Genomic DNA, 24,740 nt, shown 5'->3' on the forward strand with positions numbered 1-24,740 from the left:
ATAGCATCTGTTACTTCGATTGGATTTGTTTCCATACAATTGGAAAGATGATATGGCTTTAAACTTGGACAAACACCTGTTAAATGGATTGATGGACTGATATAATCCAACCCATTGTCAGAAGAATAATTGATCCGAAAAACTTCCTTTGTTTCTGTTTGTACAAGTGCTGATCCTTCCAATTGTGCCAAGTGGAGATCCGTCAAACGAAGGAAAACAAGTGCTTGCGAATGGGATTTCCAATGGGATTCATCTTTCCAATATTCACGAGGAAAGGAGACAACATTTGCGTCGACTCTGCCTCGTTTGGGTGGAACAAGTGCCGGAAATGTATATTTTCCCTCTGGTTTGGTTTTTCCTTGGATCCGCACTTCATAATAACCGGTGATCAGTGGGAGATCATTCCCTGTTTTTAATTCCACTTCTTGGAAAAGTTTTCTCATTTCTGTGAGGAGTTTCTCCGTTTCATAGAGGTGGATTTGTTTTTGAATCTTTTGCAGAGGGAGTAAAATTTCATTTGGTGAATATGTTTCCCCATGGATCAAAAACTTTGTATCTTGTGGGAGTTTTTGTAAGTAGTGGATGGACTCTTGGATGGCGATTTGTAAGCTGAAAAGCTTTGGATCCCGCAATTTTTGAGACGGTATGATTTTGTTTGGGTTAGCGCCTATAGATTGGGAGTAAAACAATAGGCCAGGGAAAATCCAAAACAAACCAATCAACAACTGTTTCATTACATCCCCTACCTATGATAAGATCGACAAGGGAAGATGGGAATGCGAGAAGAGTTTTTATCTGAAAGACACGATCAAAAGGGTCTTATGTCACATAAGATCTCTGCTGTCCAATCATTTTTCCCAATTCCCCTTGACTTCCATGGGGGTACCAAAAACCTTTCAAAAGACCTCATATTTTTGCGATCATATATAGATAAATTAGGTGTTTCATGAAACGTACATTCCAACCGAGTAAAATTAAACGCGTGAGAACTCACGGATTCCGAGCCAGAATGGCCACCCCAGGCGGAAGAAATGTGATAGCCTCTAGAAGAAGAAAGGGACGTTATAAATTGACAGTTTCCGACGAAAAAATCGGGAGAAAGTTCTAATTTAGGAGCTTCCTTCGGAGACCCTTCGCGACCAAACTAGGATCCAGGAACTCTTTCGTCAGAATCGAAAAATGGGCAAGCCTCCACTTCGTTGGCTTGTTCGGAAAAACGGCCTACCTTTTGCCAGTTTTTTATTTTGCCCCGATAAAACTCACAAAACTGCCGTTTTACGCAATCGTTCGAAACGAATTCTAAGAGAGTTGGTTCGGAAAAATCTTTCTCTGATCCCAGTAGGATACGATTGTGCGCTACTTGTGCAGGTTGGATTTGCGAAATTATCTAAGGAAGACCGAGAGGTTTTGTTCCTTTCGGCACTAAAACAAATCCCATGAATCGGCTGTTTTTGTTTCTTATTTTCCTCTACAAAAAACTGCTCTCTCCACTATTACCACCATCATGCCGATTCACTCCAAGCTGTTCTGAATACGCCAAACAAGCGTTTGAAACCTATCCATGGTACAAAGCGTTTGTTCTTAGCATCATTCGAATTTCTAAATGCCACCCTTATCATGAAGGTGGACATGATCCTTTACCGAAATCTTATAACAAGAGTTAAACTATGCAAAACGATACCAACAACAGACAAGGTCGCTTATTCCTCGCTTTATTTTTAAGTTTAGCAGTATGGATGGGAATCAATTATATCTTTTTTCCACCACAAACTCCGAAACCAAAAACTGTAACCGAAACTGCAAAAACAGATGGTGCTGATAAAGAAAAAACAGCTACAACTGATCCAAAAGCAGAAATCAAAAAAGCCACAACGGAATCTCCCAAACTAAAACCAGTCAAACCTGAAGAGGAAAAAACATTCTCTCTCAAAACTGATTCCTTCTTGGTTCGTTTCTCAAGTTTAGGCGGACGGATCACAGAATACTATATCAAAGATCATAAAGAACCAGATGGTTCTGAATTTGTGATCGCAAAAGACCCAAAGTTCCAAATTGATTTTGAAGGCCAAACAGAAAAAGCAGTAGAACTCACGAGAGGACAAGGCTTTGACTTTAACATCATTGAAGACAAAGACACCATTCCATTTTCTGCATATAATTTAGTTAACTTTAGCTCTAGTTACAATGCAGAGACAAAAACTATTGTCTTCGAAGCACCTTCGCTCGATGGTAAATTTACAATCCAGAAAAAATTCCAATTTTTCCCTTCTGAAAACTACTTTAAGTTCAACTTAACATTAAAAAATAGAACTTCTGAAACCATTCACATTTCTCCATCGAAATCCGATGTATACTTTCGATCCTTTAGTTCCCTCGGTCCTATCTTAAAGAAAAAAGAAGATTTTAATGACCGCGACAATGCTCATTACTTTCGTTACTACTATTTGGATGGAAGTTTTAAAGACCATGTGGATGGAACAAGCACACAAGGATTCTTTGATAATTTATTTGGATCTAACGAAGGAAAAGACACTCGTTACGAAATCAAAAAAGGTTCTAACGACAAAGTTGACTTTGTAGGGACAGGAAGTCGTTATTTTATCGGCGTGATCGATCCACTAAATGACAAACCAGCAGGTGTTTTACTAGATAATCGAAAAGGAAACGAAACTGGTGTCCTACTTGTATATGACAATTGGAAACTTGGTCCTGGTGAAGAAGTAAACTTAGATTATGCGGCTTATGTAGGTGTTCGTGAGTTAGATGGAACTGCATTCCGTGATAGCAAACTCGATCCAAAAATCAATAAAGACTCAACATTTGCGGGACTTAGTGAATCTCTAGACAAATCTTTCAACCAAGGGATCACCACTCCTCTTCGCAATGGTATTGTTTGGATTTTAAAGAAAATTTATTTAGTAATACCTAACTATGGTTGGGCAATTGTCATCTTTGCAATTTTATTCAAATTAGCATTTTATCCGTTGAACAAAAAACAAGCGGAGTCGATGAAAAAAATGCAAGAGTTATCTCCGCAAATCAAACTCATCAATGAGAAATATGCAGAAGATCCAAAACTCAAACAAGAAAAAACGATCGAACTCTATAAAAAGAATGGAACCAATCCGATGGCAGGATGCCTTCCAATGCTCATCCAAATTCCGATCTTTATCGCGCTTTATACTGCATTTTCAGATACGGTAGACCTTTGGAATTCGCCATTCCTTTGGATCAAAGATTTGAGCGAACCAGACACTGTATTCACAACTCCAAAGTTAGCGTTTATTGGCACTTTAGCTATCAACATACTCCCACTCATCATGGTAGCAACACAAGTGGTCCAATCCAAAATGACAACGGTTTCCACAGATCCAAACCAAAAGATGATGATGTATATGATGCCTGTCATCATGTTATATTTCTTTTGGTCGATGCCAGCAGGAGTAACGATGTATTGGACGATGCAAAACATTTTGTCTATTGCACAACAAGTGTATACAAACAAGTTTGGAAAGTCTGAGGACAAAAAACCAACCAATGGTGGACCCGCACCTGCTAACAACTCCCAAGCGATAGCAAGACCTGGTTTTAGAAACCAGAATAAAAAGAAGAAATGAAATCATTGTTTAACAAGGAAGATCACAGATGAATAATTACATTTTCGAAGCCGAAGGAAAAACGAAAGGGGAAGCAGAAGATTATACTCTCGAAACCCTTCGTCTCCAAACAGGCGATTTACGTTTCGAAGTAGTTGATTCCGGAAAGTCAGGCTTTTTGGGAATCACTCAAAAAAAACCTGCCGTTGTACGCGCGTTTGTTGCAAACAACGATATCCCATCAGAAAAAATCATCCATGGGGTGATCATCACTATTTTGAAAAAGATGGGAATCCCAGCAGAAGTAGTGGGAATGGGTGATGTAGACGGAAAAATTTATGTGGAATTAACTAGTAAAGAATCTGGTCTCATCATTGGAAAACGTGGAGGCACTTTGGATTCACTTCAGTTCCTTCTCAATCTTATGGTGGATCCTAAAATCCGACACAATCGTAAAATTGTATTGGATATTGAATCTTACCGTGACAAACGCGAGTTATCACTTATCCGATTGGCAAAATCCGTAGCTGCTTCAGTGATTAAATCAGGAAGGTCAAAACTACTCGATCCAATGAATCCTTTTGAAAGAAGAATTGTCCATATGGCAATCCAAGAAGATGAAAGAGTGTTCACCAGATCAGAAGGAAACGGAACATTTAAACGTGTTCGCGTGATCTCCGCCAAAGAAAAACATAAATACAAAGACTTAGAAGATCCTTCAAAAAAAGGTCTACCAGTAGAAGACTTTGCCGATGGAGTAGACCAAGAAGATCTTGATTGATACCATTGCGGCATTGTCCACAGCCCAAGGTCCCGGAGCGATTGGTATCCTCCGGGTCTCTGGTTCTTTGGTTTTACCGATCTCCCTTTCTGTTTTAGAAAAAAACAGAACTCCACTTACTGAACCATTCATACAAAACCAAAAACGATCTGCGATTTTCTGCGACTTTGTGGAAAATGGAAAACCTCTCGACCAAATTGTATTTTTTTATTTTCCAGCACCTAACTCATATACAGGTGAAGATCTAGCCGAATTCCATTTACATGGAAATCCTATTTTATTAAAACGAGCACTACATATCCTATTTGAAAAAGGAGCTCGACCTGCGCAGAAAGGTGAGTTTACCAAACGAGCTTATCTCAATGGAAAAATCAATTTGTCTGGGGCTGAAGCTATCAGTCGATTGATTGAAGCAAGGTCCAAATACGAATTGGAACTTGCTCAAAAAAATGTATTTGGTGAAATCACAAAGTTAAGTTCAAAAATCAGAAGTGATTTGATTTCACTCAAAGCGGAATGCGAAGCTGAAATTGATTTTTCCACTGAAGACCTTACTTTTGAGAGTTTAGAGCAAAGAAAACAAAGAATGATTTCTCTTAAAATTTTATGTTCTAAACTTATCAAAGATTCTGAAAGAGCAGAATCATTAATCCTTCAATCCACTGTTGTTCTGTTTGGTGAACCGAATACAGGTAAGTCAAGCCTTATGAATTTACTGATTGGTAAAGATCGTTCGATCATATCAGATGTCCCAGGTACAACAAGAGATTATATCGCAGAAGAATTGAGTTTGGATGGAATTCCAATCCGACTCATTGACACAGCTGGGATCAGAGATACAACTGATTCTATTGAACAAATGGGAATTGAAAGAAGTAAAAGAGAAGCAGATAGTGCGAATGTAAAATTACTTCTTATTGATACATCGCTTCCCTTCGATAAACAATTATTTTTAGAAAAACATAAAGAACGACTCTTTGGTTCTCTCATCGTAGCCAACAAAATCGATGCAAAACATCCTTCTTGGCAAATCGAATCTATCCATGATTTTAAAGAGGAATTCCAACTCACGATTTCAGAAATTTCTTGTAAAACAAAACAAGGTATACCCGAATTATTAGAATTATTAAAATCTAAACTGACTTCCAAAGATAATACAGAAGATTTGGTATTACTCGAAGACCGCCAACGTTATCACATTCAAAAAATTGAATCTTCTTTAGCTGAGGCAATCCAACTGATGGAAGTTGATACCCCCGCCGAAATTTACATCCAAGAAATCAATACAGCTCTAAGCGAAATTGGGCAAGTGAATGGAATTGTAGAAAATGAGGAAATTTTGGGGAGAATTTTTAGCAAATTTTGCGTAGGGAAATAATTCCCTAACTCAAAAAATTTAAGATTGTCTATTCGTCAAAATAGTATCTAATTGGTCGCACATTCGATACGAGGTAAAAAATGAAAAAATTTCTTGTGATTCTAACTCTTTTCTCTTTTAGCAGTTTTGGTTTGTTTGCGCAAACAGAAGCAGACGAAGAACCAACGATGCAAACTGAAGAAGCGTCTGAAACCGTTAAACCTAAAAAAGATAAAATGAACAACAAAGACGGTGAGAAAAAAGAGAAAAAGAATAACAAAAAGGCTAAAAAAGCTAAGAAAGCAAAAAAAGAGAAAAAAGCAAAAAAAGACGCTGAGTAATTCGTTTTCTCTACAATTCCAAAAACCCCTGGTTCCAGGGGTTTTTTTATTCCAAATTTTATTCCACCATCCATTATGAAATCCAATCTATTATTCAAATCGATCTTATTTTATTTAATACTCCTTCTTGATTTTCAATGTAAATCGACTTCGCTTGAAAATTATCCAACCAATCTTCCCTCAAATACTTCCTTTCAATTAAAACTAACATCCATCCCACAAGAGTTAAATGGTGAAATACTATCTTATTCAATACAATTCTATCGTTGTTTCAACCAATCAACAAAGGAATGTTATGTTCCTATTTTAGAAAATACTTATGAATTTGGTAAAATCAAATCAAATGTTGCCAGTTTCAAGATAAACCAAACTCTTCCAAAAGATTGGACTCATCTTTCAATTCGAATCAAAGGTATTGAAAAGGTTCATGGAAAGTTCTCACCTGGTCACAATCCATTTTGGTATTCACCAACTGATATAGCAAAATTAGGTCCAAATATAACAAAAGAATTCCGGTTTGTAAGCCAAGAAAACAAAATACCAAATCGAATCCAAGAAGACATCGCCAAAAAATTCGCACCAATCCTTGTTTTTCACAAAGACAAAAAACATTTACCATCTAATATTGAAAAGTTTGCAGATCATTTTATTACAAAGGAATACCCTCTTCCTGAAAAAGATCTTAGAAGAAAAACAAAGAACCAAACAACTTGGAATTATGTAGAATTTCCAGATTTAAATATCAAAGAAAATCCAACCCATTTATACTATCATGTTCGGTATGCAGAAACAACTGTATCGGGAACACAAAATGAAGCACTACCTGGTTTTCGCGATGATTTTAACTATTGGTATGAAGTTGGGAATGGAGATATTGTAGTATCATATTGGATTTGGTATGATTGGAATGAGGGTCCAACTAAATTCGGAAATATCCACCAAGGAGATTTAGAATCTTATGCGCTTCTCATTTCAAAAGATGGCAAACCGAAACGTATTTTACTAACAGGTCACAACCATATCCTACTTGATACAAAATTTCAAAATATAAATTCAATTAAAAATCATCCCATTTTGTATGTTGCGAAAGGGAATATGGGAGCAGACGGTGGAAACCCAACTTCAGCTTATGGTGGTTATACGGTAAAACTTAATGCAGGAAATTTTATATTCAATTATATATCTGATCCATGGGATGTATTCCCTACATTTGATCCCAAAGAATCCATCTTGATAATTCCAACAGATTTATCGGAAAAAGATTTAATCTCAGTAAAAATTGGTCCTGGAACCATCACTACCGATGGTCACAAACAAACTAGTAATCCAAATGAATCAAATCATTCAGAAATAGAACAAGAACATATGAATCAAAGTCCTACTCTATATGTGGATGCACGTTCAATGGTAAAACAAAAGATTCAAAAACTTGTGATGTGGGAAGAACCTGGTTGGGTGAATCAAAAATCATTCCAGGACCCTGATGGGCATCACAAAGTAGACAAATCAGTTGCCTCTTTTTTCCAATTCCAAGGCAGGCTTGGAAAACACCCAAGGACTGTTTTAAAGACTTCAGAACTCAAACAGTATGGAGAATCACCTGAAAATGCACCGTTCAAAACTAATATCGAACAACACTTTACATTTGAACGCCCACGTAGTGAACGAAATCATACTGACAGAGAAGGGAATTATGGTCCAAAATTTTTTGGGGACATTTCTACACCTCAAAAATAGAAAGTATTGAGTTAAATTAATTCAAATCAAATCAATTAACTTTGCTTTGGCGAGCTCTTCTGGTTTAAAAGGTTTTTCTAATTTGATGTATTGGATCATTTCATTTCTTAGGGGATAAATATCTCCTAAGATTGCTTTTTGGATAACAAAATCCTTCCAAGTTTTGAGGCAATGTCCAAATTTTTCTCGATCAAGTAATCTTGTGATGGATTCTTCATTTTCTCCCCAAACAAAAGGGTTTGCACCTGCATACAGAAGTTCTTTCATGGATTCGACTCCATCAGCATATGCTGACAAAAATAAAGCCGTATTACCAAAGTTATCATTTGACTCTAATTGGAAAATATCATCTTCGAGTAAGATCGAACAAACTTCATCTAAATTTCTCTCTGAAGCCAAGTGTAGTGCATTCTTTCCTTCACTATCAATTTGATCTTTGGCTTTAGTGAAGGTTTTCAATAAAAACGAAAGTATTTCAATTCGATTCTCGACAACAGCTTCTAAAAAAACTGTTCTTCCACTTTCATTTCGTAAAGAAAAAATTTCGTCGTTGATCCATTCATGGATTACTTCCCAGAGAGGTTCGTTGGATTCCATCACTGACAAATGGAAAATTGTATTTCCTTCTTTGTCTCGTGTCAGTAAGTTAGGTGAATTTTTCCAAATAGAAGCTGTTTGGATGATTACTTCTATAAATGGAGTTCTGTTTTGACTGAACGCATCAAAGATTACATTGCCAGGAGTACGGTATGGAGAAGTTGGATCCGCACCAGATTGGATCGCATGTTGGAATAAACCAACATGGTCCATCTTTAACATCCAAGAGAGTGCATTGGTGCCGTAGGAATCCAATTCATTGGGATCGGCCCCTTCCTTTAGAATTTCATCCCACTCTTGTAAACTTCCCAATTTCGCAACTTCAATCAAACCCATTCCTGTTACGATAATTGTTTTTGCTTTGTTGTCGATTTTTTAACAGCACGTTTTGCTTGTTTGTACCCAATTGTTTTATCAAATCCACGCTTCACTTCAAACTTTAAAAATTGTATTTGTGAACTTCCTTTCGGAGGGATTAGGCTCATGGCTCGTTCCGACAATGCAGTGATGGTAAGACTTGGATTTACACCTAAATTCACGGTTAACATCGATGCATCACATACTCGCAAATTCTCATATCCAAATACTTTGTTTTCTAAATCGATAACTCCTTTTTCAGGGGATTCAGCCACAATACAACCACCCATGATATGACCTGTGACAGGCGCTGATAACAATGTTTCATTTAAGGAACTACGTGGGATTCCACCAACAATTTCTGCCAATTTACGCGTGAAAGCATTAGCAATCGGAATGTATGTAGGAGTTGGTTCTCCAGTGGAAAGTGTCGATGTTAATGACCTTTGGAAAGGCCAAATGAATCGCCTCTTTCGAACCAGTCTTACACTATTATCTACAGTTTGCATCACAAGTAAGATGATCGAATTTTTTGCGAACCCAACTGGATTGTGAGCTTTTAAAAAATAAAGAGGGTGGCGTACCATTGTCCAAAAGTATTTTAGAGGTCTTGGAAATTTCCCTCCACCATCTGTCATCACACTTGCCATCACTCCAAAAAAATCTGAACCTTTAGAGTATCTCACTGGTTCAATATGAGTGTTTTCATCTGGGTGTACTGAAGATGTGATCGCAATCCCTCTAGAATAATCTGCATTATGACTTGCAGGAACTGTGACTGGTAAAACAGTTTCGCTATTGGTGCGAACTGTATCACCTAACTTCTCTGACAATCGAATCATTTTATTTTCTTGTTGCATCTTAAGAAGTAAACCAACAGTTCCCATGACCCCAGCCGAAAGTACAACTTGGTTTGATCGAAACTTTTGTTTTGGATATCCGAACCATCCAGTTGTACTCTTTGTTTCTAATTCATATCCAAATTCGCCACTCGCTTCTGGATCAGGAATTCCTTTTGCATTGAGTGGAATGAGTGATGTTACCTTTGTTTCTGGTAAAATTACAGCACCTAACTTTTCTGCTAAGTATAAATAGTTTTTATCCAATGTATTTTTTGCATTGTGGCGGCAACCAACCATACAACCTCCGCAGAAATTGCAAGGATCACGGTCTGGTCCATCTCCTTCAAAAAATGGATCCTTTGGATCTTTTTTATTTCCAAAATAAATGCCAACGGGAGTTCTTCGGAATGTATCTTCTTTACCAAATGTTTTTGCTGTTTCTAATAATAAATGGTCAGGTTCCCATAATTGTGGATTTTCAGTTACACCTAACATATGCTTTGCTACTTCGTAAAATGGTAACAACGCTTTTTCCCCACCCATCTTGGAATACAATGGTGAGTTTAAAACTTTAGAAGTAGGAACATACAATGTACAAGCATATACGAGTGATCCACCACCAACTCCAGATCCGCTCACAAGTAAAAAATCGTTGAGTAAGTTGATCCTTTGGATTCCGTAAAAACCAAGTTTTGGCATCCATAAATACTTACGCAAACTCCAATTGGTTTTGGGAAAGTCAGTAGCTTTCCAACGTTTGCCAGATTCGATGACTAAAACTTTATATCCTTTCTGAGAAAGTCGATAGGCGGATACTGAACCACCAAATCCTGACCCAACGATGATCACGTCGAAATCAAATTTTTGTTCTTTTGGAAAGGTTTGTTCCATGGTTCGTTTTTCCTTGTTTGTGGAGAATTAGCGAATCCGATTCTTGGATTGAATTCATTTTCTGTCAATTCGCTCTTAGGAATTCTGAAAAAACTTCTGGTCGAAAGTTATGATTGGTTTTGAATCGGTTCATGCCTGAGATCAAAAAACAAATCCCATTATTAAACCCAGATGGAACCATTACAGAAGAAGGTTGGGCACGTTCACCGCTTTGGACTTATAACCGAGAAAATATTGCCGCATCGAAACTTCGGATCAAAGAATGGGATTATTATTCAATTCTCTCACCTACAAAAGAATTTGGAATCACATTAACTGCGTCTGACTTGGGTTATGCGGGTCTATTTGCGATTTGTTTTTTGGATTTTAAAAAAGGAATCTTCCAACAAATTGATACTTTATCTGTCTTTCCCTTGGGAAAAACTGGATTTCCAAAAGTGAATGATCTTGGTGTAGTCTCTTTCCAAGACAAAAAATTACACTTACGTTTTGAAACAAAAGATGGTAAACGTACGTTAGAATTCGGATCAGACCAATTCTTAGCACCCGATGGTTCCAAAGGAATCCAAGGAAAAATTGAACTCTGGGAACCGAAAATGGATACGATGAACATCGCAACCTCTTGGAAAGAAAATCGAAAGGCCTTTTATTATAATACCAAAATCAATTGTATGCCTGCCGGGGGCCAAGTTAGCGTTGGAAATACTAAGTACCAGTTCGATGCAAAGACCGACTTTGGTGCGTTAGATTGGGGAAGGGGGGTTTGGACATACAAAAATCGTTGGTATTGGGGTTCTGTATCTGCATGGATTGGCGAAAAACCTTTTGGACTCAACTTGGGGTATGGGTTTTCAGATCGAACACCTGCTTCTGAAAATGTGATTTTATATGATGGAAAAATCCACAAACTCGATGAAGTAAAATTTATCATTAATACAAACGATTATATGGCACCTTGGAAATTCCAATCGAATGACAATCGTTTGGATTTGGATTTTAAACCAATCGTGGATCGAAACTCGTATATGAATTTTCTCATCATTAAAACTATCCAACACCAAGTGTTTGGAACATTTAATGGAACAGTCGTTTTGGATGATGGGAAAAAAATCAAACTTGAGAACGTACTTGGGTTTGCCGAAGACGTCCTCAATCATTATTAGTGCAAATCAATGTCTTTGGATGTATGTTTAGATCCAAAGACATTTAAATCCAAAGAAACTGAATTAAAAATTTAAGCTCTTTTTTTAAGTTTGTAATACGCAGAAAAACTAGCTGGAATAAAGATCAATGACCCAAAGGTTCCAAATCCAAGTCCCCAAGCGAGGGACAATGTCATTGGAATGAGTAGTGGGTCCGAACCTCCAATGGCATATGCCGTTGGAATCATCCCTGCCATAGTTGTCATCGTAGTCACGAGGATGGGACGAAAGCGTTCTGATGAAGCAGTAATGAGAGATTCCAAGAGACCTTCTCCCCTTGATTGGAATTCTTCAATTGTATCAACTAACACAATTGAGGCGTTCACGATCACACCTGCGAGTCCTATGATTCCAATCATTGCAAGAAAACTAAGTGCTTTTCCTGAGATCAAAAATCCAAAAACCACACCAACAAATCCCAATGGAATCGAAAGTAATATCAAAACAGGTTTTTTGATACTGTTAAAGATAATCGCAAGGATGGCAAAAATTCCAAAAAATGCTAATACGCCGGCAACTAACAAAGAAACCATTGATTTTGCTGTTTCTTCTTGTTCCCCACGAAATTTGATTTTGTAACCTGGGTATTTTTTACCAATATTGCCAAACTCATCCACGATTTTTCCATTTACGATGGAAGAACTTGTGATGGCTTCATTCACATCGGCAAGGACTGTGATGGCTTTTTCGTAATCGTTATGGTATAGAGCTTCGATTCCCTGTACTGTTGTTTTTGTTGTGACTGCTGTAATCGGAGTTAGGAGACCAAATTTATTGGAGATCCGAATGGAATCTAAATCTTCAATCCCATCTCGGAATCGATCATCATTTTGGATGATGATCCTAACTTCATCTTTTCCTTTTCGAAGGTTGGATGCTTCCAGTCCTTCCATTGCTGTTCTCACATAATACGCTGTAATTTCTGTATCAATGCCTGTGATAGCAGAAGCAGTATCTTTCACTCGGATTTGGATTTCTTCTCTACCAGGTTTGTAATCATCATTGATATTGATGACACCTTCTTGTTTTCGTAAGAAATCCTGCATTTCATTGGATATTTGTTTTAACGTTTTATAATCACGACCTTCGATGGCAACGGTCACTGCGGCTCCAATCGGAGGACCGTTCACAACCAAATCCACCATAACAGAGATGGCATTTGGCAATTTTTTAAGATCTGGCTCAAGTTCTCCAAAGATTTCTTGGGCCGTTCTTTTTCGTTCCGTTTCAGGTACTAAAATAATCTGAGCCATTCCTAACTGTTCCCCAATCCTTGTGAGTGGATCAGTTGGGTCTGTTTGTTGGATTCCAATTTTTAGAATTACGCTTTGTACTTCAGATTTTGGAATCTTATTCAGAATCGGTTGGAAGTATTGCAGCTGTTTTGCGGTCTCTTGGGCTGAAAAGTCAGGAGGAAATTCAGCTCTCACTAAAACATAATCAATCCCTTCTTTCGGAAACAGATTAAAATTCATGAGCCCAACGAGTCCACAGGAAGATAAAAAGACAATCAGGATACAACCTAGGGCAAGAAAAGGTCTTGCTACCACTTTTGTGATGAAGTTTGTAAATTTTGTTTTTAAAGATTCAAACCCATTTTCTAAGGCAGAACGAAATCGTTCTCTCTGTTTGGATCTTTTTTTAGGTTCATTAGATGTAAACTGAGCATATCTTACTGGTAACAATAAAAAGGATTCAAATAGAGATAATGTGAGTGCCACGATCACCATAAAAGGAATTTGCCAAATGAATTTCCCCATGATTCCAGACATAAATGCCATTGGCAAAAATGCAGCAACAGTTGTTAAATAAGAGCCTATGATAGGAACAAACAGTTCACTCGCACCGAGAACGGCTGCTTCTCTAGAATCATAATTTTTGGACCTATACTTATAGATATTTTCCGATATGATGATACTATTATCAACGAGCATCCCGAGTGAAATGATGATCCCAAGCATTGAAACTAAGTTAAAAGATACATCAAAGATTGGAAATGCAATCGTTGCAGCAAATAAGGTGAGTGGCAAAGAGATACTTGTTAAAAGTGAATCTTTAAAACTAAAAAATAGAATCAAAACCACTACTACCAAAAACAAACCTTGTAATGAGTTCGTGATCACTACATCCAATCGTTTTAGTGCTCGCGCCCCTTCGTTGTTTAGTTCCGTAAATTGAATGTTAGCTGGAATTTGTTTTTTTAATTCTGCAATTCTACCCTGTACAGCTTCCACTGTACGAATGATGTCAGCACTATCTTTTTTGATGATTTGAAGCACATAGGCTGGTTCCCCATTGACGACCGCAAGTACTCTAGGTCTTTCATAGGTATCTTTTACGTTTGCAACTTGGGATAATAATATGGTATTCCCCGTTTCATTCGAACGGATCGGGATATTTTTGATATCATTGATTTCATTGATCTCCCCTGTCACACGAATGTCTTGTGTGATAGGTCTTAAAAATGATCCAGCGGGTACACTAATATTTCGTTTGGAGATGGCATTGATGATATCTGCAAATCCAATGGTGTATCTTTTTTTAAGGTCGGGATCAACACGGATACGCCATTCTTCTTTCCGTTTCCCGAAAGCATCAACACGCGAAACTCCAGAAACCTTGCGCATTTCATCTTCGATGAATCGACCCATCTCTTGTAATTCCATCTCATCCATCGCACCATGGATTGCGATTTCCAAAACAGGGAAGTTGGAACTTTTTTGTTCCGTTACAATAGGTCTGTCTTTTACCTGAGTTGGTAAATTTGTCACTCGGTCTACCGCACGACGGATATCATTCACAACTCCATCGGGATTATTGTGTTCCAAATCAATTTTGATACTGATATCGGATTCCGAGTTTCGAGAAATCGAACGAACAGAATCGAGTCCCTCTACTTCGCGTAACTTCTCTTCAATGGGAATCGTAACTTTTTTTTCCACATCCACAGGACTTGCACCCGGGTAAACCGTGAGAACTCTCACTTGTCGAAAATTCACACGGGGGAAAGCTTCTCGTTTCATCGAAAGCACGGAGATAATGCCGGCGAGAAATAAAAAGATAAAGACTAGGTTTGCAACTAGTGGTTTATAAACAAAAAAATGGATGACTTTTCTCATATTATGACTTCGGTTTTTTAGAATTTAACATCTTGACTAGTGAGTCAAGATGATTCGGAAACTTATTGACCCTTATTTTCGGATTCACGTTCTTTTATGACAGTTTCGATGACTTCTACAAAGACAGAAATCTCCTGCGCACCACTCACAGCATATTTGCCACCAATGATGAAATAAGGAACCCCACTAATTCCATTTTGATGGTAGTATTGGATTTCTTGTTGGATTTCTTTTTTTAAATTGGTATCGGAATATACGGCTTCAAACTTATTTCTATCTTTATAAACAGGTTCTGTTACTCCCCAAACCACTTCCTTATCTGAAAGGTCTAATGCACCTTCAAAATTGGCAGCAAAAAATCTCTCTACTAAGTTTTGTTGTTCTTCCAATGAAGGTAGGGCTGCAACTAGTGCATGTAATACCAAGGTATTGGTAGCTTTTGGAATGTTTTGGAACTGAAAGTTGATTCCAACTTCTTTCCCAATATCACCTAAACGTTTCCAAGCGCCATCCAATCGATCCAAACTTCCAAATTTTTGTGTTAGGTGTAATTTGTAATCAATTCCTTCCTCTGGAATTTCAGGTGAAAGTTGGAATGGTCGCCAACGGACTTCGGGAGTGATGGTATTCCCTACCTGCTCGAGTGCCTTTTCTAATTTTTTTTTGCCAACATAACACCAGGGACAGGCTACATCGGAAACGATATCGATTGGAAAAACTTCAGAGTTGGTTGACATTTTAATTTAGACTCCGATTCATTAGGGGAGTGATTCAATATCCAGGAAAAAGATGAAACTTAACAGAGAAAGTTTTTTAAAAAAAAGTTTGGCATTTGGTAGCCTGATTTCATTCACTTCGATACAAAAAAATCTCTATGCTTTTGGCAGCGAAGAGAACAAAAAGCACAGGGAAAACCCAATCGCTTATGCAGAATCACTGGGTTATAAAAACCCAATCGATCAAATTTTACTCACAGCCATCCTTGCGCCTAATTCACACAATTCACAACCCTGGAAATTCAAAAAAATATCTGATTTTGAGTTTTATCTTTTTGGAGATGAAAAAAAACAATTACCTGAGATTGATCCAATCAATCGTCAATTTTACCATACCCAAGGTTGTTTTTTAGAATTATGCCACCTAACAGCGGATTCACTTATGTTTGATACAATCATCAAACTATTCCCAAATGGGAAACCTTCTCCAAAAACTTTTTCAAAACTACCAATAGCAAAAGTAACCATCCAACCCAAGACTAAATGTGTTCACGATTTTATATTTTCAGGTGTGAGCCAAAGAAGGATGAATCGGTCTGTTTATACAGGTGAACTTTTAACAAATGAAGAATTAGAAAGTTTACATTCCTTTGCAAAACCTTTTAGAAGCCAAATCCAATGGACAAATGATCCAATTAAACTTAGCACCATATTGCCAGTATTAGAAAATGCATTTGCCATGGAAACTAATCGATATGTCTCCAACGAACTCAATCGAAAATGGTTTCGTTTGAGTGAAACATCGATGATAGAGAACCGAGATGGATTGACATTAGAGGCTAATGGACTGTCTGGAATCAAACTTTGGTTTGCAAAAAAGTTTTTTGTGGATCTATCGAAAGAAGTTTGGCATTCGGATGATTCGAAACAGGCAGCGATTGGTATGTTTTCATCGCAAGTACATTCAGCGAAAGCTTTAGTCTTTTTTATCTCAGAAGGAAAGGATGAGGAAACCACTTGGATAGAGACAGGCCGAGACTTCATGCGCTACACTCTTTCCTGTGCAGTGAAACAAATTGCCTTTCATACCATGAACCAAGCTGTTGAAGATTATCAAGAGAGTCGTGTTTTTACAAAACAACTAAAACAAATTTTACAACTGAAACCAAACCAAGAAATCCAATTGATCGCAAGGCTTGGTAGAAGTTCCTACCGATTTGATTCATACAGAAGGGATCTAAAAAGTTTTTTGATTTAGATTCTTTAAAGTTTGTTTAGATTGAAAGGGATTGATTATTTTTTTGAAAGATCAGGAAACTGAAGTTCACCGACGGATTCAAAAGCTGGTTTTGAAAACAAATAACCTTGGTACAAATTGATTCCCATATCGACTAAAACTTTTAGTTCCTCGATAGTTTCTACACCTTCTGCAATGACAGAGATACCAATCTCTCGACAAACACCTGCTATTGCTTTTGTCAACTTTTGTGCCACAGAGTTAATATGTATATTACGTATGAGTTCCATATCCAATTTGATGATATCAGGTTGGAACTTTGCAAGTAAATTGAGTCCTGAATACCCAGATCCAAAATCATCAATCGCTGTTAAAAAACCGTACTTTTGGTAAGCTTTAAATATATTGATAATATGGTTGTGGTCTTGGACTTCTTCACCTTCTGTTAATTCAAAAACCAAGCGGTTCAAAGGAAAATTGTATTCTCTACTTGCTTCCAATGTCGTGCGGATGCATGTTTCTGGTTGGTACACAGCATTTGGTAAAAAGTTAATATTAAGTAAGGCTGGAATTTGGATTTGGCTTGCGAGTTGGATTGCTTTGATCCGACAAGACTGATCAAATTGGTATCGGTTGGTTTGGTTTACCTTTGAAAGAATGGAATACGCCGATTCTCCTTTGGTCCCACGAACCAAAGCTTCATGTGAGTAAATTTTCTTTTGGTTCCAATCAACAATGGGTTGGAACGCCATTGAAAATGAAAAATCCAAACCTGCCCCACTACGGCATTCGGCACAACTATACAACTTTGGTACTTTTCCATTGGGTGTATCTACTAATTGTGCTTCAGGAAAACTTGGCTTCATGTTTTTCGGTTACCCAATTTAGACGATCGGTCAAAGATTGCAACTTAGTTTTCAGAATTAAAATTTTGGTAGTTTAGCGACTAAATACCATACCACAACTAAAAATTGAAAGAAAGAAGTAACAAGTAAAATGGTATATGGTTTTGCTTTCACTGCCTTAAGAGAACCAATCCTTGCACCAAAAATTCCTCCGAAACTTCCAATGAGAGCAAGTTCCCAATGTAATTTTCCTAACAATAGAAATTGAACCGTGGTTCCAAAAGAAGTTAAGAAGATTCCTAAAAACGATGTAGCAACTGCCTCTACAGGACTCATACGAAAATAATAAACAAATAATGGAACTGCTAAAAATCCACCACCGATTCCAAATAGAGAAGAAAACATCCCAAAAAAAACTCCAACGAGTAAAACGATGGAGATAGATTTTTTAGAAAAACGAAACTGATCGTCATGGTTTTTGTCATTTATGATTGATTCATTCGGATTTGGACCAACCAAATTGGTTCGTTTTTCAGAGTTCTGTAGTTTTGTATTCGGTTCTGAATTGAGGATAGGCAATGATTCGTAATATCGTTTGCGTTTTTTTAGTGAGGTGATCAAATTATAAGTCGCAAGGATTCCCAAAAAAATCGTAAACACAAACATATAAACAAATTCAGAAAGTGGAATCCCATAATACAGTTGTTTACCGAGAGCTGTATCTTCAAACCTCCCAAAAGCAAACGCAGTATATTGGGCTGTAGGAATGGAAGTAAGGAGTAAAACAAACCCTTTTTTCCATCGGATTTTGTTGTTCTTATAATACACATAGAGTCCGGACAAAGCTGATACAGGCATTTGAGCGAGTGAGACAGCTACGGCTTGCACTGCAGTTAAATGGAAAAAACTATGAAAGAAGGGAGTATAAATAAAACCTCCCCCGAGGCCGAGGAAGGAAGCTAGATAACCAACAAAAAAACCCACTCCAAAAACAACGAATATGCCGGGCCAAAAACCCCAAACAAATTCATGGAAGATTTGAAAATGCAGATCCAAGGGAATTAAAAATGTTCTTTTGCATCCTCAAAGAATTTTAACGTCATACGCTCAAATACTTCTTTTTCGGTCGCTGTTTCAAAATTATACCATGAAATAGGAATGAACAAAATCCATTGGGCATAATTACGGAAGATATGGTAGTCATAAGTTCCTACTTTTTTTCCGTCTTTGTAAAGTATGTATTGAACATCATACCCATCTTGAGTGGACCAAGCAGGGAGGAAAGTTGCCGTTAGTGTTGATGCTCCTAAAAAGGCAGTGGCAATGGGAGATGGAGATCGGTAGTTTACTTTTACATTCACTAAATAACCAACCTTTGGTACATCAATCCCTTCCATCGTTTTTTTGAATCTGGTTTTAGTATCAAAATAGTTTTTTAAGGCTTCTCTCCCACCTAAATTCAATTGTGGAAAAGTGGGGAGCACATATACAAATGGTGTGTCTAGAGTTTTTTCTTCGGATGGAAGTGGCAAAATCTTTGGATAATCTTTGTAACTAATGATACAATTTGACAACATAAACAATATCAATAGTAAAGTTGCTATAAATGTTAAGTTTGATTTAGTTTTGGCTATGGTCATGTAACCCCTCTTCGTCGTGTCTTCTTTCCAATTCTTCATATAATTCTTCTTGGTCTTCCGTAAAAAATAATTCATATCCAATTCGTAAACACACAGGATCATCTTCGATGGAGACATTACTTGGTAAGATGAGATTCATCACATAAAATGTATTGGATTCTGCTTCTTCCAAAAAACTTTCGGTTGCATCCCATTCATCGAATTCCTCAACTTCTGGCTTTCGAAATTCTTTCAAAATTTCATCAAAGGATTCTGTGATATAATTGAATTCACCAGACTCACTATCAATGATGAATTGAATGTGATGGCAACCAGGTCCCTCTTCTTCCAAAGGACTGAGCACCATACTCCCGCAGGCGGGGCAATGGATAGTAGGGTCGATGGCACCACTTGGCCAATTGATGTTGATGGTTTCGATCATAACTTACGAACCTCGAGTTCCCATCATAATGACTTCGCTTGTTTAGGAAACCGGAATTTGTTTTCATTTGGCTAAAAATGAATCTTCCAAAACCAATCTGGAACAAAAAAAAAGAGATAGAGTTTGCCTAAAATACAGGATTCTAAAATGAATTCAAATTACGAATGGGAATTACCGCCGAATACCAATCTGCTTTCACTTCCAGTTTCCAAGAATTTTTTGGAAACGCAAAAGACATTGGATGGGAATTATACCATTTAAGTTCTGAGCCAGACAATGATTTTCCATCTTGGCTGACTTTCACCATCAGGAATCCGTTAGGTGGTCGCGCATTAGTCTTTCGTTACCATCATTTAGAGCATAAATTTTATGCACATCTAAAGGTCCAAGTAATCCCAGGAGAAGAAAATTGGAGCCTTGACCAATTGTTCCACAAAAAAGGTTACACTGATTTAGATTCCGATGATATCCTTTCCTCAGGTGGAGAATGGTTATTCCATTCTTTAGCGAGACATTATTTTGGAATCATCATCTCGTTTTGTCCAAGGATCTTAGAACCAGATTATTTCTTAGATTGAGATTTTTTTCCTCGGTCATCTGCAAGCACTTGGTTCCACAAAAAACCCCAGATAAAAAATGTGGAGTTGATGTAAGTATACAACATTAACACTACCATTTTCGAAATCAAATCATAGGCTAAAGAATAATTCACACCAACGTTTTTCATCTTTAGATAAAGCTGAAACCCAAAACTCATACCTAAAACCAGAATTGATGCAAATATAGCACCTGGTAAATTTTCTTTCAGAGTTGTTTTGGCTTTGGTAATGTATGCATAATAAAAAGTAAATAATCCTATGCTATATGGTAAAATGATGAGTGATACAGATAGGTATGGGTTGTTACGGAAAAAAGAAAACCGAAACAATTTAAATAACATTCGTTCAATGGAAACGATTCCATATGTTAAATAAAAATATAAAATCAACAACACAAGGGAGATGACAAGCAAACGAAAATTAATCCACTGTGATGCAATGAAACCAACTTTCGTTTCGTCCCTCGAAATGAACCGAAGAGCTTTGGAGATGGTTCCAAAAATGGTTAAACTTGAAAAGAAGGAAATGGCAATGCTTATCGCAATGACATTATAACTTTTTACCTTTGTTAGGTTTTCTACACTTTTGTCGATGGGTTGGAAAATTGGTGCTGGCAAAAATTTGCCAATTTGGTCCGTCATCAAATTGATCGTCCTTGGGTCTTGTAAAAGCCCAAGGAGTGTCACAAACACAACGAGTAAAGGAAATAGGGTCAAAAGGAAAGTAAACGAAAGTTCAGAGGCAAGGCCATGGACATCGTACAAATACACTTCACTGAAAAATCGACGGATCCGTTTCATGCGGTCAATTTGCCACTTGTCCGTATTTTTGTCTTATTTTTCTTGCCGTCTCGCTTCGAGAGGAAACCCTGGAAGAATCTCAGTGACGTACCTAAAAGGGGAAAACTTCCATGTCAGAAGAAAAAGAAAAGAAGAACAAAAAAATCGCGAAAATGACGGTCGAGGAAATTGACTCTGCCATTAAAAAGTCGGTAGAAACCATGAACGGCGAATCCAGCCTTTATGTGAAACACCTTCGCGAAAGAAAGGCGGAACTCCTAGCCAAGAAATAAGGTTAGTCCCTCCTAATTCCCCGCCGAAACGGCGGGTTTTCGCAAACGCCTTGATCCAATTCATCCAAATCCACCAACACTTCGGCCCCAAAGTCCTCTTTGAGGGATTTAGCTGGCATATCAAACCTGGCTGCCGAGTTGCCCTTGTAGGTCCCAACGGTTCTGGAAAAACCACACTCTTCCAAATGGCCGCCGGCAAACTGAAACCCGAATCGGGAGAAGTGATTCGCTCCAAACACACTGTCCTTTCCCTGTTCCAACAGATTCCAGAATTCAATCCAGAGACTTCGGTGATTGAAACCGTACTCGACGAAAACAAATTGTATGCCGAATACGATTCCAAACGAAAGGAAATCGAATCCAAATTTGAAACGACTGACCACGAAGATCCGGCATTTGAATCTTTGTTACATGAACAAAGTGAATTGGAAGAATTTGCCCACTTACACGACTTACACGGTCTCGAAGCTCGGGCAAAAAAAATCCTTTCCGGTTTAGGTTTTTCCACAGCAGATTTCACACGCAAAACAAAAGAATTTTCACCAGGTTACCATCACAGAATCGGACTAGCGATTGCTCTACTCAATCCACATAATTTATTACTTTTAGATGAACCAACAAACCATTTGGATGATAAAACCAAATCTTGGTTAGCTGACTTTTTGGTTTCTCAAAACCAAGCCTTTGTCCTTGTCACACATGATCCTGAATTTTTAAACCAAACAGTAGATACGATCATTGAAATCAATCCTCATGGAACCTTTGAATTCCAAGGAAGTTTGGAAGAGTTTTTTGAAGCCAAAAACGAAATCCAAGAAAAACTAAAAGTCCAATTTGAAAAAGAAGAAACGTATTTAAAAACAAGAATGGAATGGGTAGAACGTTTCCGAGCCCAAGCCACCAAAGCAAGACAAGTTCAATCTGTGATCAAACGCCTGGAAAAACGGGACAAAGTTGAGAATCCAGAAGATAGTTTTTGGAACCAAAAACCAGACTACCAATTCCAATTTGTCCCTTCCAGTAATATCATCTTACGTTTGGAACATGCCTCTTTTTCATACCCTGATCGTAATACCGGAGAGAAAAAAACCATCTTTGAAAATGCAGAGATTGAAATTTCCGCTGGTGACAAAGTTGCGTTAGTTGGTCCTAATGGAGCTGGTAAATCAACCCTCATGCGTTGTTTGTTAGAACAACACAAACTCGATACGGGAAAATTATATTACGGCCCCAAAACCAAACTAGGTTATTTTTCGCAAACCCATGGGGAAGATTTAGATGAATCCTTCAATCTTGTCGAAACAGTATTAAAAAAATACCCAGAACTCAATGAAGAAAAAGCAAGGACCCTGCTTGGGCATTTTGCCTTCCCCGGTGACGGAGTATTTAAATCCGTAAAACATTTGTCAGGTGGAGAACAAAGTAGACTCCGATTGGCTCTTCTTGTAAACCACCCTTCTAATTGTTTGTTCCTAGACGAACCTACAAATCACTTGGACATTGTGATCCGAGAAGCCATCAAACGTGCCCTGATTGATTTTCCAGGAAGCCTACTCATCATCAGCCACGACCCAGACTTTATGAAGGGACTTTGTAACCGTACCTTCCAACTATCTGGTGGCGAATTAAAAAACCTCAATTGTAGCTTTGACGATTACTTGAAATTCCACAAAGAAGACGAATTAGGGACAAATGCGAAGGATCAAACTGTCGCTAAGACAAAATCGGATGAAAAAAAGCCCAATCCCCAAGCGAGTAAAAACAAACGGAAAAAATTAGAAAAAGAAATTTCTGATTTGGAAGTCCAAATAGAGAGACTGGAAAAAAATAAAAAGGACAAAGAGGAACTTTTACAAGACCCAGAGTTCTTTAAAAACAGAAGTTTTCAGTTGGAAATGGACACTTATAACGATATTAAAAGAGAAATCTCACTCCTGACAAAACGTTGGGAAGATGCAACAATAGAACTAGAGGAAATGGGCGGAGTTACATAATGGTACCGGAAATCGATGTAGTCAGTTTTAAAAAACGTCTGGATGCAAGAGCGGAAGGAAAGGATGATTTTTTTGTTTTGGATGTACGAAATCCAAACGAACAACAAATTGCACTCGTACCTGGTACAGACAAACTTATCCCTGTGAGTGAACTTGCTGCTCGAATTGATGAAATTAAAAGCCAAATTGACAAAGAAATTTTAGTCTATTGTCGGTCCGGTGGAAGGTCTGGGATGGCTTGTGGGATTTTGGCACAAGCTGGATTTAAGTCTTACAAAAATGTCGCTGGTGGAACATTAGCATATTCCGACTTAGTAGACCCAAACATGCAAAAGTATTAATTATGAAACCAACAGCAAATTTAAGAATTTTAGAACAACATAGTCTCATTCCACCTTCTGTCATCATTGAAGAGCTTCCACTCACAGACGAAGCCTCTGATATTGTTGTGAGAACAAGAAGCCAAATTTCTGACATCATTCATGGCAAAGACAACAAGCGCATGTTAGTTGTGGTTGGTCCATGTTCTGTTCACGACATTAGTGCCGTGATGGAATACGCCGAAAAATTAAAACCAAAAATCAAAGAGTTTGAAAAAGAACTTCTCATAGTGATGAGAGTGTATTTTGAAAAACCAAGAACCACAGTTGGTTGGAAAGGACTCATCAACGATCCCGATTTAGATGGCTCATTCCATATCAACAAAGGGTTACAGCTTGCAAGAAAACTATTACTCGATCTCAACAAAATGGGAATCCCATGTGGAACCGAATTTTTAGATGTGATTTCACCACAATACATCGCAGATCTCGTTGCATGGGGAGCGATTGGCGCAAGGACCACTGAAAGCCAAGTCCATCGTGAACTTGCTTCCGGACTTTCTGCTCCGATCGGATTTAAAAATGGTACCGATGGAAACGTACAAATTGCTGTGGATGCGATTCGATCGGCAAGTTCTAGCCATCATTTCCTATCTGTGACAAACCAAGGAAGTAGTGCTATTTTTCGAACTGCAGGTAACAAAGATACACATGTGATCCTTCGAGGTGGGAATAAAGGACCTAACTTTGATGAGGCTTCCGTAAACGAAGTGGGTGTGCAAATTGAAAAAGCGGGCCTTCCTCCAAAAGTGATGGTGGACTGTTCCCATGGCAATAGCCAAAAAGACTTTCGTAAACAACCAGGTGTTGTGGACTCTGTGGCAGAACAATTTGCCAAAGGTAGCAAATACATTCTCGGCGTGATGATTGAAAGCCATCTAAAAGAAGGAAACCAATCGATCGATGCCAAACCTTTGACTTATGGACAATCGATTACCGATGCATGTGTTTCTTGGGAAACAACCGTTCCTATGCTCGAAAAACTCGCAGAGGCCGCAAACAAACGCAAATAAATT

The 24,740-nt window shown here is 37.9% G+C and carries 24 protein-coding genes and 1 pseudogene; 15 read left to right on the plus strand and 10 right to left on the minus strand.

Features of this window, described 5'->3' with window-relative positions; all coding sequences use genetic code 11:
* Positions 1-734: MltA domain-containing protein (locus EHQ43_RS01565; protein WP_208730841.1), on the minus strand; the 734-nt coding region annotated here is incomplete at its 3' end.
* A 212-nt stretch (positions 735-946) separates the two neighbouring features.
* Between EHQ43_RS01565 and rpmH the strand changes: the two genes are divergently transcribed.
* The 8 genes and pseudogenes from rpmH (at position 947) to EHQ43_RS01610 (ending at position 7,812) form a co-directional block, all read left to right on the plus strand.
* Entirely contained in the window at positions 947-1,108 is a 162-nt protein-coding gene (rpmH, locus tag EHQ43_RS01575) for a 50S ribosomal protein L34 (RefSeq protein WP_004785725.1), read from the plus strand.
* 26 nt (positions 1,109-1,134) lie between these two features.
* A pseudogene (locus EHQ43_RS01580) lies at positions 1,135-1,440 on the plus strand (ribonuclease P protein component); the annotation flags it as partial.
* Positions 1,437-1,664 carry a membrane protein insertion efficiency factor YidD gene (gene yidD / locus EHQ43_RS01585; protein WP_015676762.1) on the plus strand — a complete coding sequence of 76 codons (228 nt, stop codon included), beginning with the start codon at positions 1,437-1,439 and terminating at the stop codon, positions 1,662-1,664. The pseudogene EHQ43_RS01580 and the gene yidD, both read left to right, overlap by 4 nt.
* 3 nt (positions 1,665-1,667) lie before the next feature.
* Positions 1,668-3,617: a membrane protein insertase YidC gene (yidC, locus tag EHQ43_RS01590; protein WP_208730843.1), complete on the plus strand. Its 1,950-nt coding sequence runs from the start codon at positions 1,668-1,670 to the stop codon at positions 3,615-3,617.
* A 28-nt stretch (positions 3,618-3,645) separates the two neighbouring features.
* Positions 3,646-4,377: an RNA-binding cell elongation regulator Jag/EloR gene (gene jag / locus EHQ43_RS01595; RefSeq protein ID WP_135753618.1), complete on the plus strand. Its 732-nt coding sequence runs from the start codon at positions 3,646-3,648 to the stop codon at positions 4,375-4,377.
* Positions 4,370-5,755, plus strand: a complete 1,386-nt coding sequence (gene mnmE, locus EHQ43_RS01600; protein ID WP_135740434.1) for a tRNA uridine-5-carboxymethylaminomethyl(34) synthesis GTPase MnmE — start codon at positions 4,370-4,372, stop codon at positions 5,753-5,755. Before jag ends, mnmE begins: the two co-directional genes overlap by 8 nt.
* Positions 5,756-5,835: 80 nt before the next feature.
* Positions 5,836-6,075 (plus strand): hypothetical protein, encoded by a 240-nt coding sequence (locus EHQ43_RS01605; RefSeq protein WP_135740433.1) that lies wholly within the window; start codon positions 5,836-5,838, stop codon positions 6,073-6,075.
* A 75-nt stretch (positions 6,076-6,150) separates the two neighbouring features.
* Positions 6,151-7,812, plus strand: a complete 1,662-nt coding sequence (locus EHQ43_RS01610) for a hypothetical protein (RefSeq protein ID WP_208730845.1) — start codon at positions 6,151-6,153, stop codon at positions 7,810-7,812.
* 21 nt (positions 7,813-7,833) lie between these two features.
* On the opposite strand, the gene EHQ43_RS01615 is transcribed toward EHQ43_RS01610, so the two are convergent.
* Together EHQ43_RS01615 and EHQ43_RS01620 are read right to left on the minus strand one after the other, a co-directional pair.
* Positions 7,834-8,745 carry an ankyrin repeat domain-containing protein gene (locus tag EHQ43_RS01615; protein WP_135769985.1) on the minus strand — a complete coding sequence of 304 codons (912 nt, stop codon included), beginning with the start codon at positions 8,743-8,745 and terminating at the stop codon, positions 7,834-7,836.
* A gap of 5 nt (positions 8,746-8,750) precedes the next feature.
* Entirely contained in the window at positions 8,751-10,499 is a 1,749-nt protein-coding gene (locus EHQ43_RS01620; RefSeq protein ID WP_135769986.1) for a GMC oxidoreductase, read from the minus strand.
* Between the two features lie 131 nt (positions 10,500-10,630).
* Here EHQ43_RS01620 and EHQ43_RS01625 point away from each other — a divergent pair, with 131 nt between their 5' ends.
* Positions 10,631-11,662, plus strand: a complete 1,032-nt coding sequence (locus EHQ43_RS01625; RefSeq protein WP_135740430.1) for a DUF2804 domain-containing protein — start codon at positions 10,631-10,633, stop codon at positions 11,660-11,662.
* A 71-nt stretch (positions 11,663-11,733) separates the two neighbouring features.
* Here the strand turns inward: EHQ43_RS01625 and EHQ43_RS01630 are convergent, their stop codons facing one another.
* Both EHQ43_RS01630 and EHQ43_RS01635 read right to left on the minus strand, forming a co-directional pair.
* The gene (locus tag EHQ43_RS01630) at positions 11,734-14,820 is read right to left on the minus strand and encodes an efflux RND transporter permease subunit (RefSeq protein ID WP_135769987.1); all 3,087 of its coding nucleotides are present in this window, start codon (positions 14,818-14,820) and stop codon (positions 11,734-11,736) included.
* A gap of 62 nt (positions 14,821-14,882) precedes the next feature.
* The gene (locus EHQ43_RS01635) at positions 14,883-15,557 is read right to left on the minus strand and encodes a DsbA family oxidoreductase (RefSeq protein ID WP_135769988.1); all 675 of its coding nucleotides are present in this window, start codon (positions 15,555-15,557) and stop codon (positions 14,883-14,885) included.
* 52 nt (positions 15,558-15,609) lie between these two features.
* Between EHQ43_RS01635 and EHQ43_RS01640 the strand changes: the two genes are divergently transcribed.
* Positions 15,610-16,794 (plus strand): Acg family FMN-binding oxidoreductase, encoded by a 1,185-nt coding sequence (locus EHQ43_RS01640; protein WP_135769989.1) that lies wholly within the window; start codon positions 15,610-15,612, stop codon positions 16,792-16,794.
* 35 nt (positions 16,795-16,829) lie between these two features.
* Here EHQ43_RS01640 and EHQ43_RS01645 read toward each other — a convergent pair whose 3' ends face one another.
* Genes EHQ43_RS01645 through EHQ43_RS01660 form a run of 4 tightly spaced genes read right to left on the minus strand, consistent with a single transcriptional unit; the run spans position 16,830 to position 19,679 of the window.
* On the minus strand, positions 16,830-17,639 hold the full coding sequence (locus EHQ43_RS01645; protein WP_208730847.1) for an EAL domain-containing protein: 810 nt from the start codon (positions 17,637-17,639) through the stop codon (positions 16,830-16,832).
* A 57-nt stretch (positions 17,640-17,696) separates the two neighbouring features.
* Positions 17,697-18,674, minus strand: a complete 978-nt coding sequence (locus EHQ43_RS01650) for a sulfite exporter TauE/SafE family protein (protein ID WP_135769990.1) — start codon at positions 18,672-18,674, stop codon at positions 17,697-17,699.
* 5 nt (positions 18,675-18,679) lie between these two features.
* On the minus strand, positions 18,680-19,258 hold the full coding sequence (locus tag EHQ43_RS01655; RefSeq protein ID WP_135769991.1) for an LIC12231 family lipoprotein: 579 nt from the start codon (positions 19,256-19,258) through the stop codon (positions 18,680-18,682).
* On the minus strand, positions 19,239-19,679 hold the full coding sequence (locus EHQ43_RS01660; protein WP_135740424.1) for a hypothetical protein: 441 nt from the start codon (positions 19,677-19,679) through the stop codon (positions 19,239-19,241). The genes EHQ43_RS01655 and EHQ43_RS01660 overlap by 20 nt, the downstream gene beginning before the upstream one ends.
* 164 nt (positions 19,680-19,843) lie before the next feature.
* On the opposite strand from EHQ43_RS01660, the gene EHQ43_RS01665 reads away from it, so the two are divergent.
* Positions 19,844-20,257: a hypothetical protein gene (locus EHQ43_RS01665; protein ID WP_135740423.1), complete on the plus strand. Its 414-nt coding sequence runs from the start codon at positions 19,844-19,846 to the stop codon at positions 20,255-20,257.
* Here the strand turns inward: EHQ43_RS01665 and EHQ43_RS01670 are convergent.
* Positions 20,242-21,078 carry a YihY/virulence factor BrkB family protein gene (locus EHQ43_RS01670; RefSeq protein ID WP_135769992.1) on the minus strand — a complete coding sequence of 279 codons (837 nt, stop codon included), beginning with the start codon at positions 21,076-21,078 and terminating at the stop codon, positions 20,242-20,244. The genes EHQ43_RS01665 and EHQ43_RS01670 overlap by 16 nt on opposite strands.
* A 110-nt stretch (positions 21,079-21,188) precedes the next feature.
* Between EHQ43_RS01670 and EHQ43_RS19530 the strand changes: the two genes are divergently transcribed.
* Genes EHQ43_RS19530 through EHQ43_RS01685 form a run of 4 tightly spaced genes read left to right on the plus strand, consistent with a single transcriptional unit; the run spans position 21,189 to position 24,737 of the window.
* Complete coding sequence (locus EHQ43_RS19530; protein WP_012387307.1) at positions 21,189-21,350, plus strand: hypothetical protein; 162 nt, start codon at positions 21,189-21,191, stop codon at positions 21,348-21,350.
* A gap of 50 nt (positions 21,351-21,400) precedes the next feature.
* Positions 21,401-23,344 (plus strand): ABC-F family ATP-binding cassette domain-containing protein, encoded by a 1,944-nt coding sequence (locus EHQ43_RS01675; protein WP_135769993.1) that lies wholly within the window; start codon positions 21,401-21,403, stop codon positions 23,342-23,344.
* A complete protein-coding gene (locus tag EHQ43_RS01680) occupies positions 23,344-23,685 on the plus strand; it encodes a rhodanese-like domain-containing protein (RefSeq protein ID WP_015677413.1) in 342 nt (113 codons plus the stop codon). The genes EHQ43_RS01675 and EHQ43_RS01680 overlap by 1 nt, the downstream gene beginning before the upstream one ends.
* Before the next feature lie 2 nt (positions 23,686-23,687).
* Entirely contained in the window at positions 23,688-24,737 is a 1,050-nt protein-coding gene (locus tag EHQ43_RS01685; RefSeq protein ID WP_135769994.1) for a 3-deoxy-7-phosphoheptulonate synthase, read from the plus strand.
* The last annotated feature ends 3 nt before the right edge of the window (positions 24,738-24,740 follow it).

Source organism: Leptospira bouyouniensis (assembly GCF_004769525.1).
Lineage (GTDB): Bacteria > Spirochaetota > Leptospiria > Leptospirales > Leptospiraceae > Leptospira_A > Leptospira_A bouyouniensis.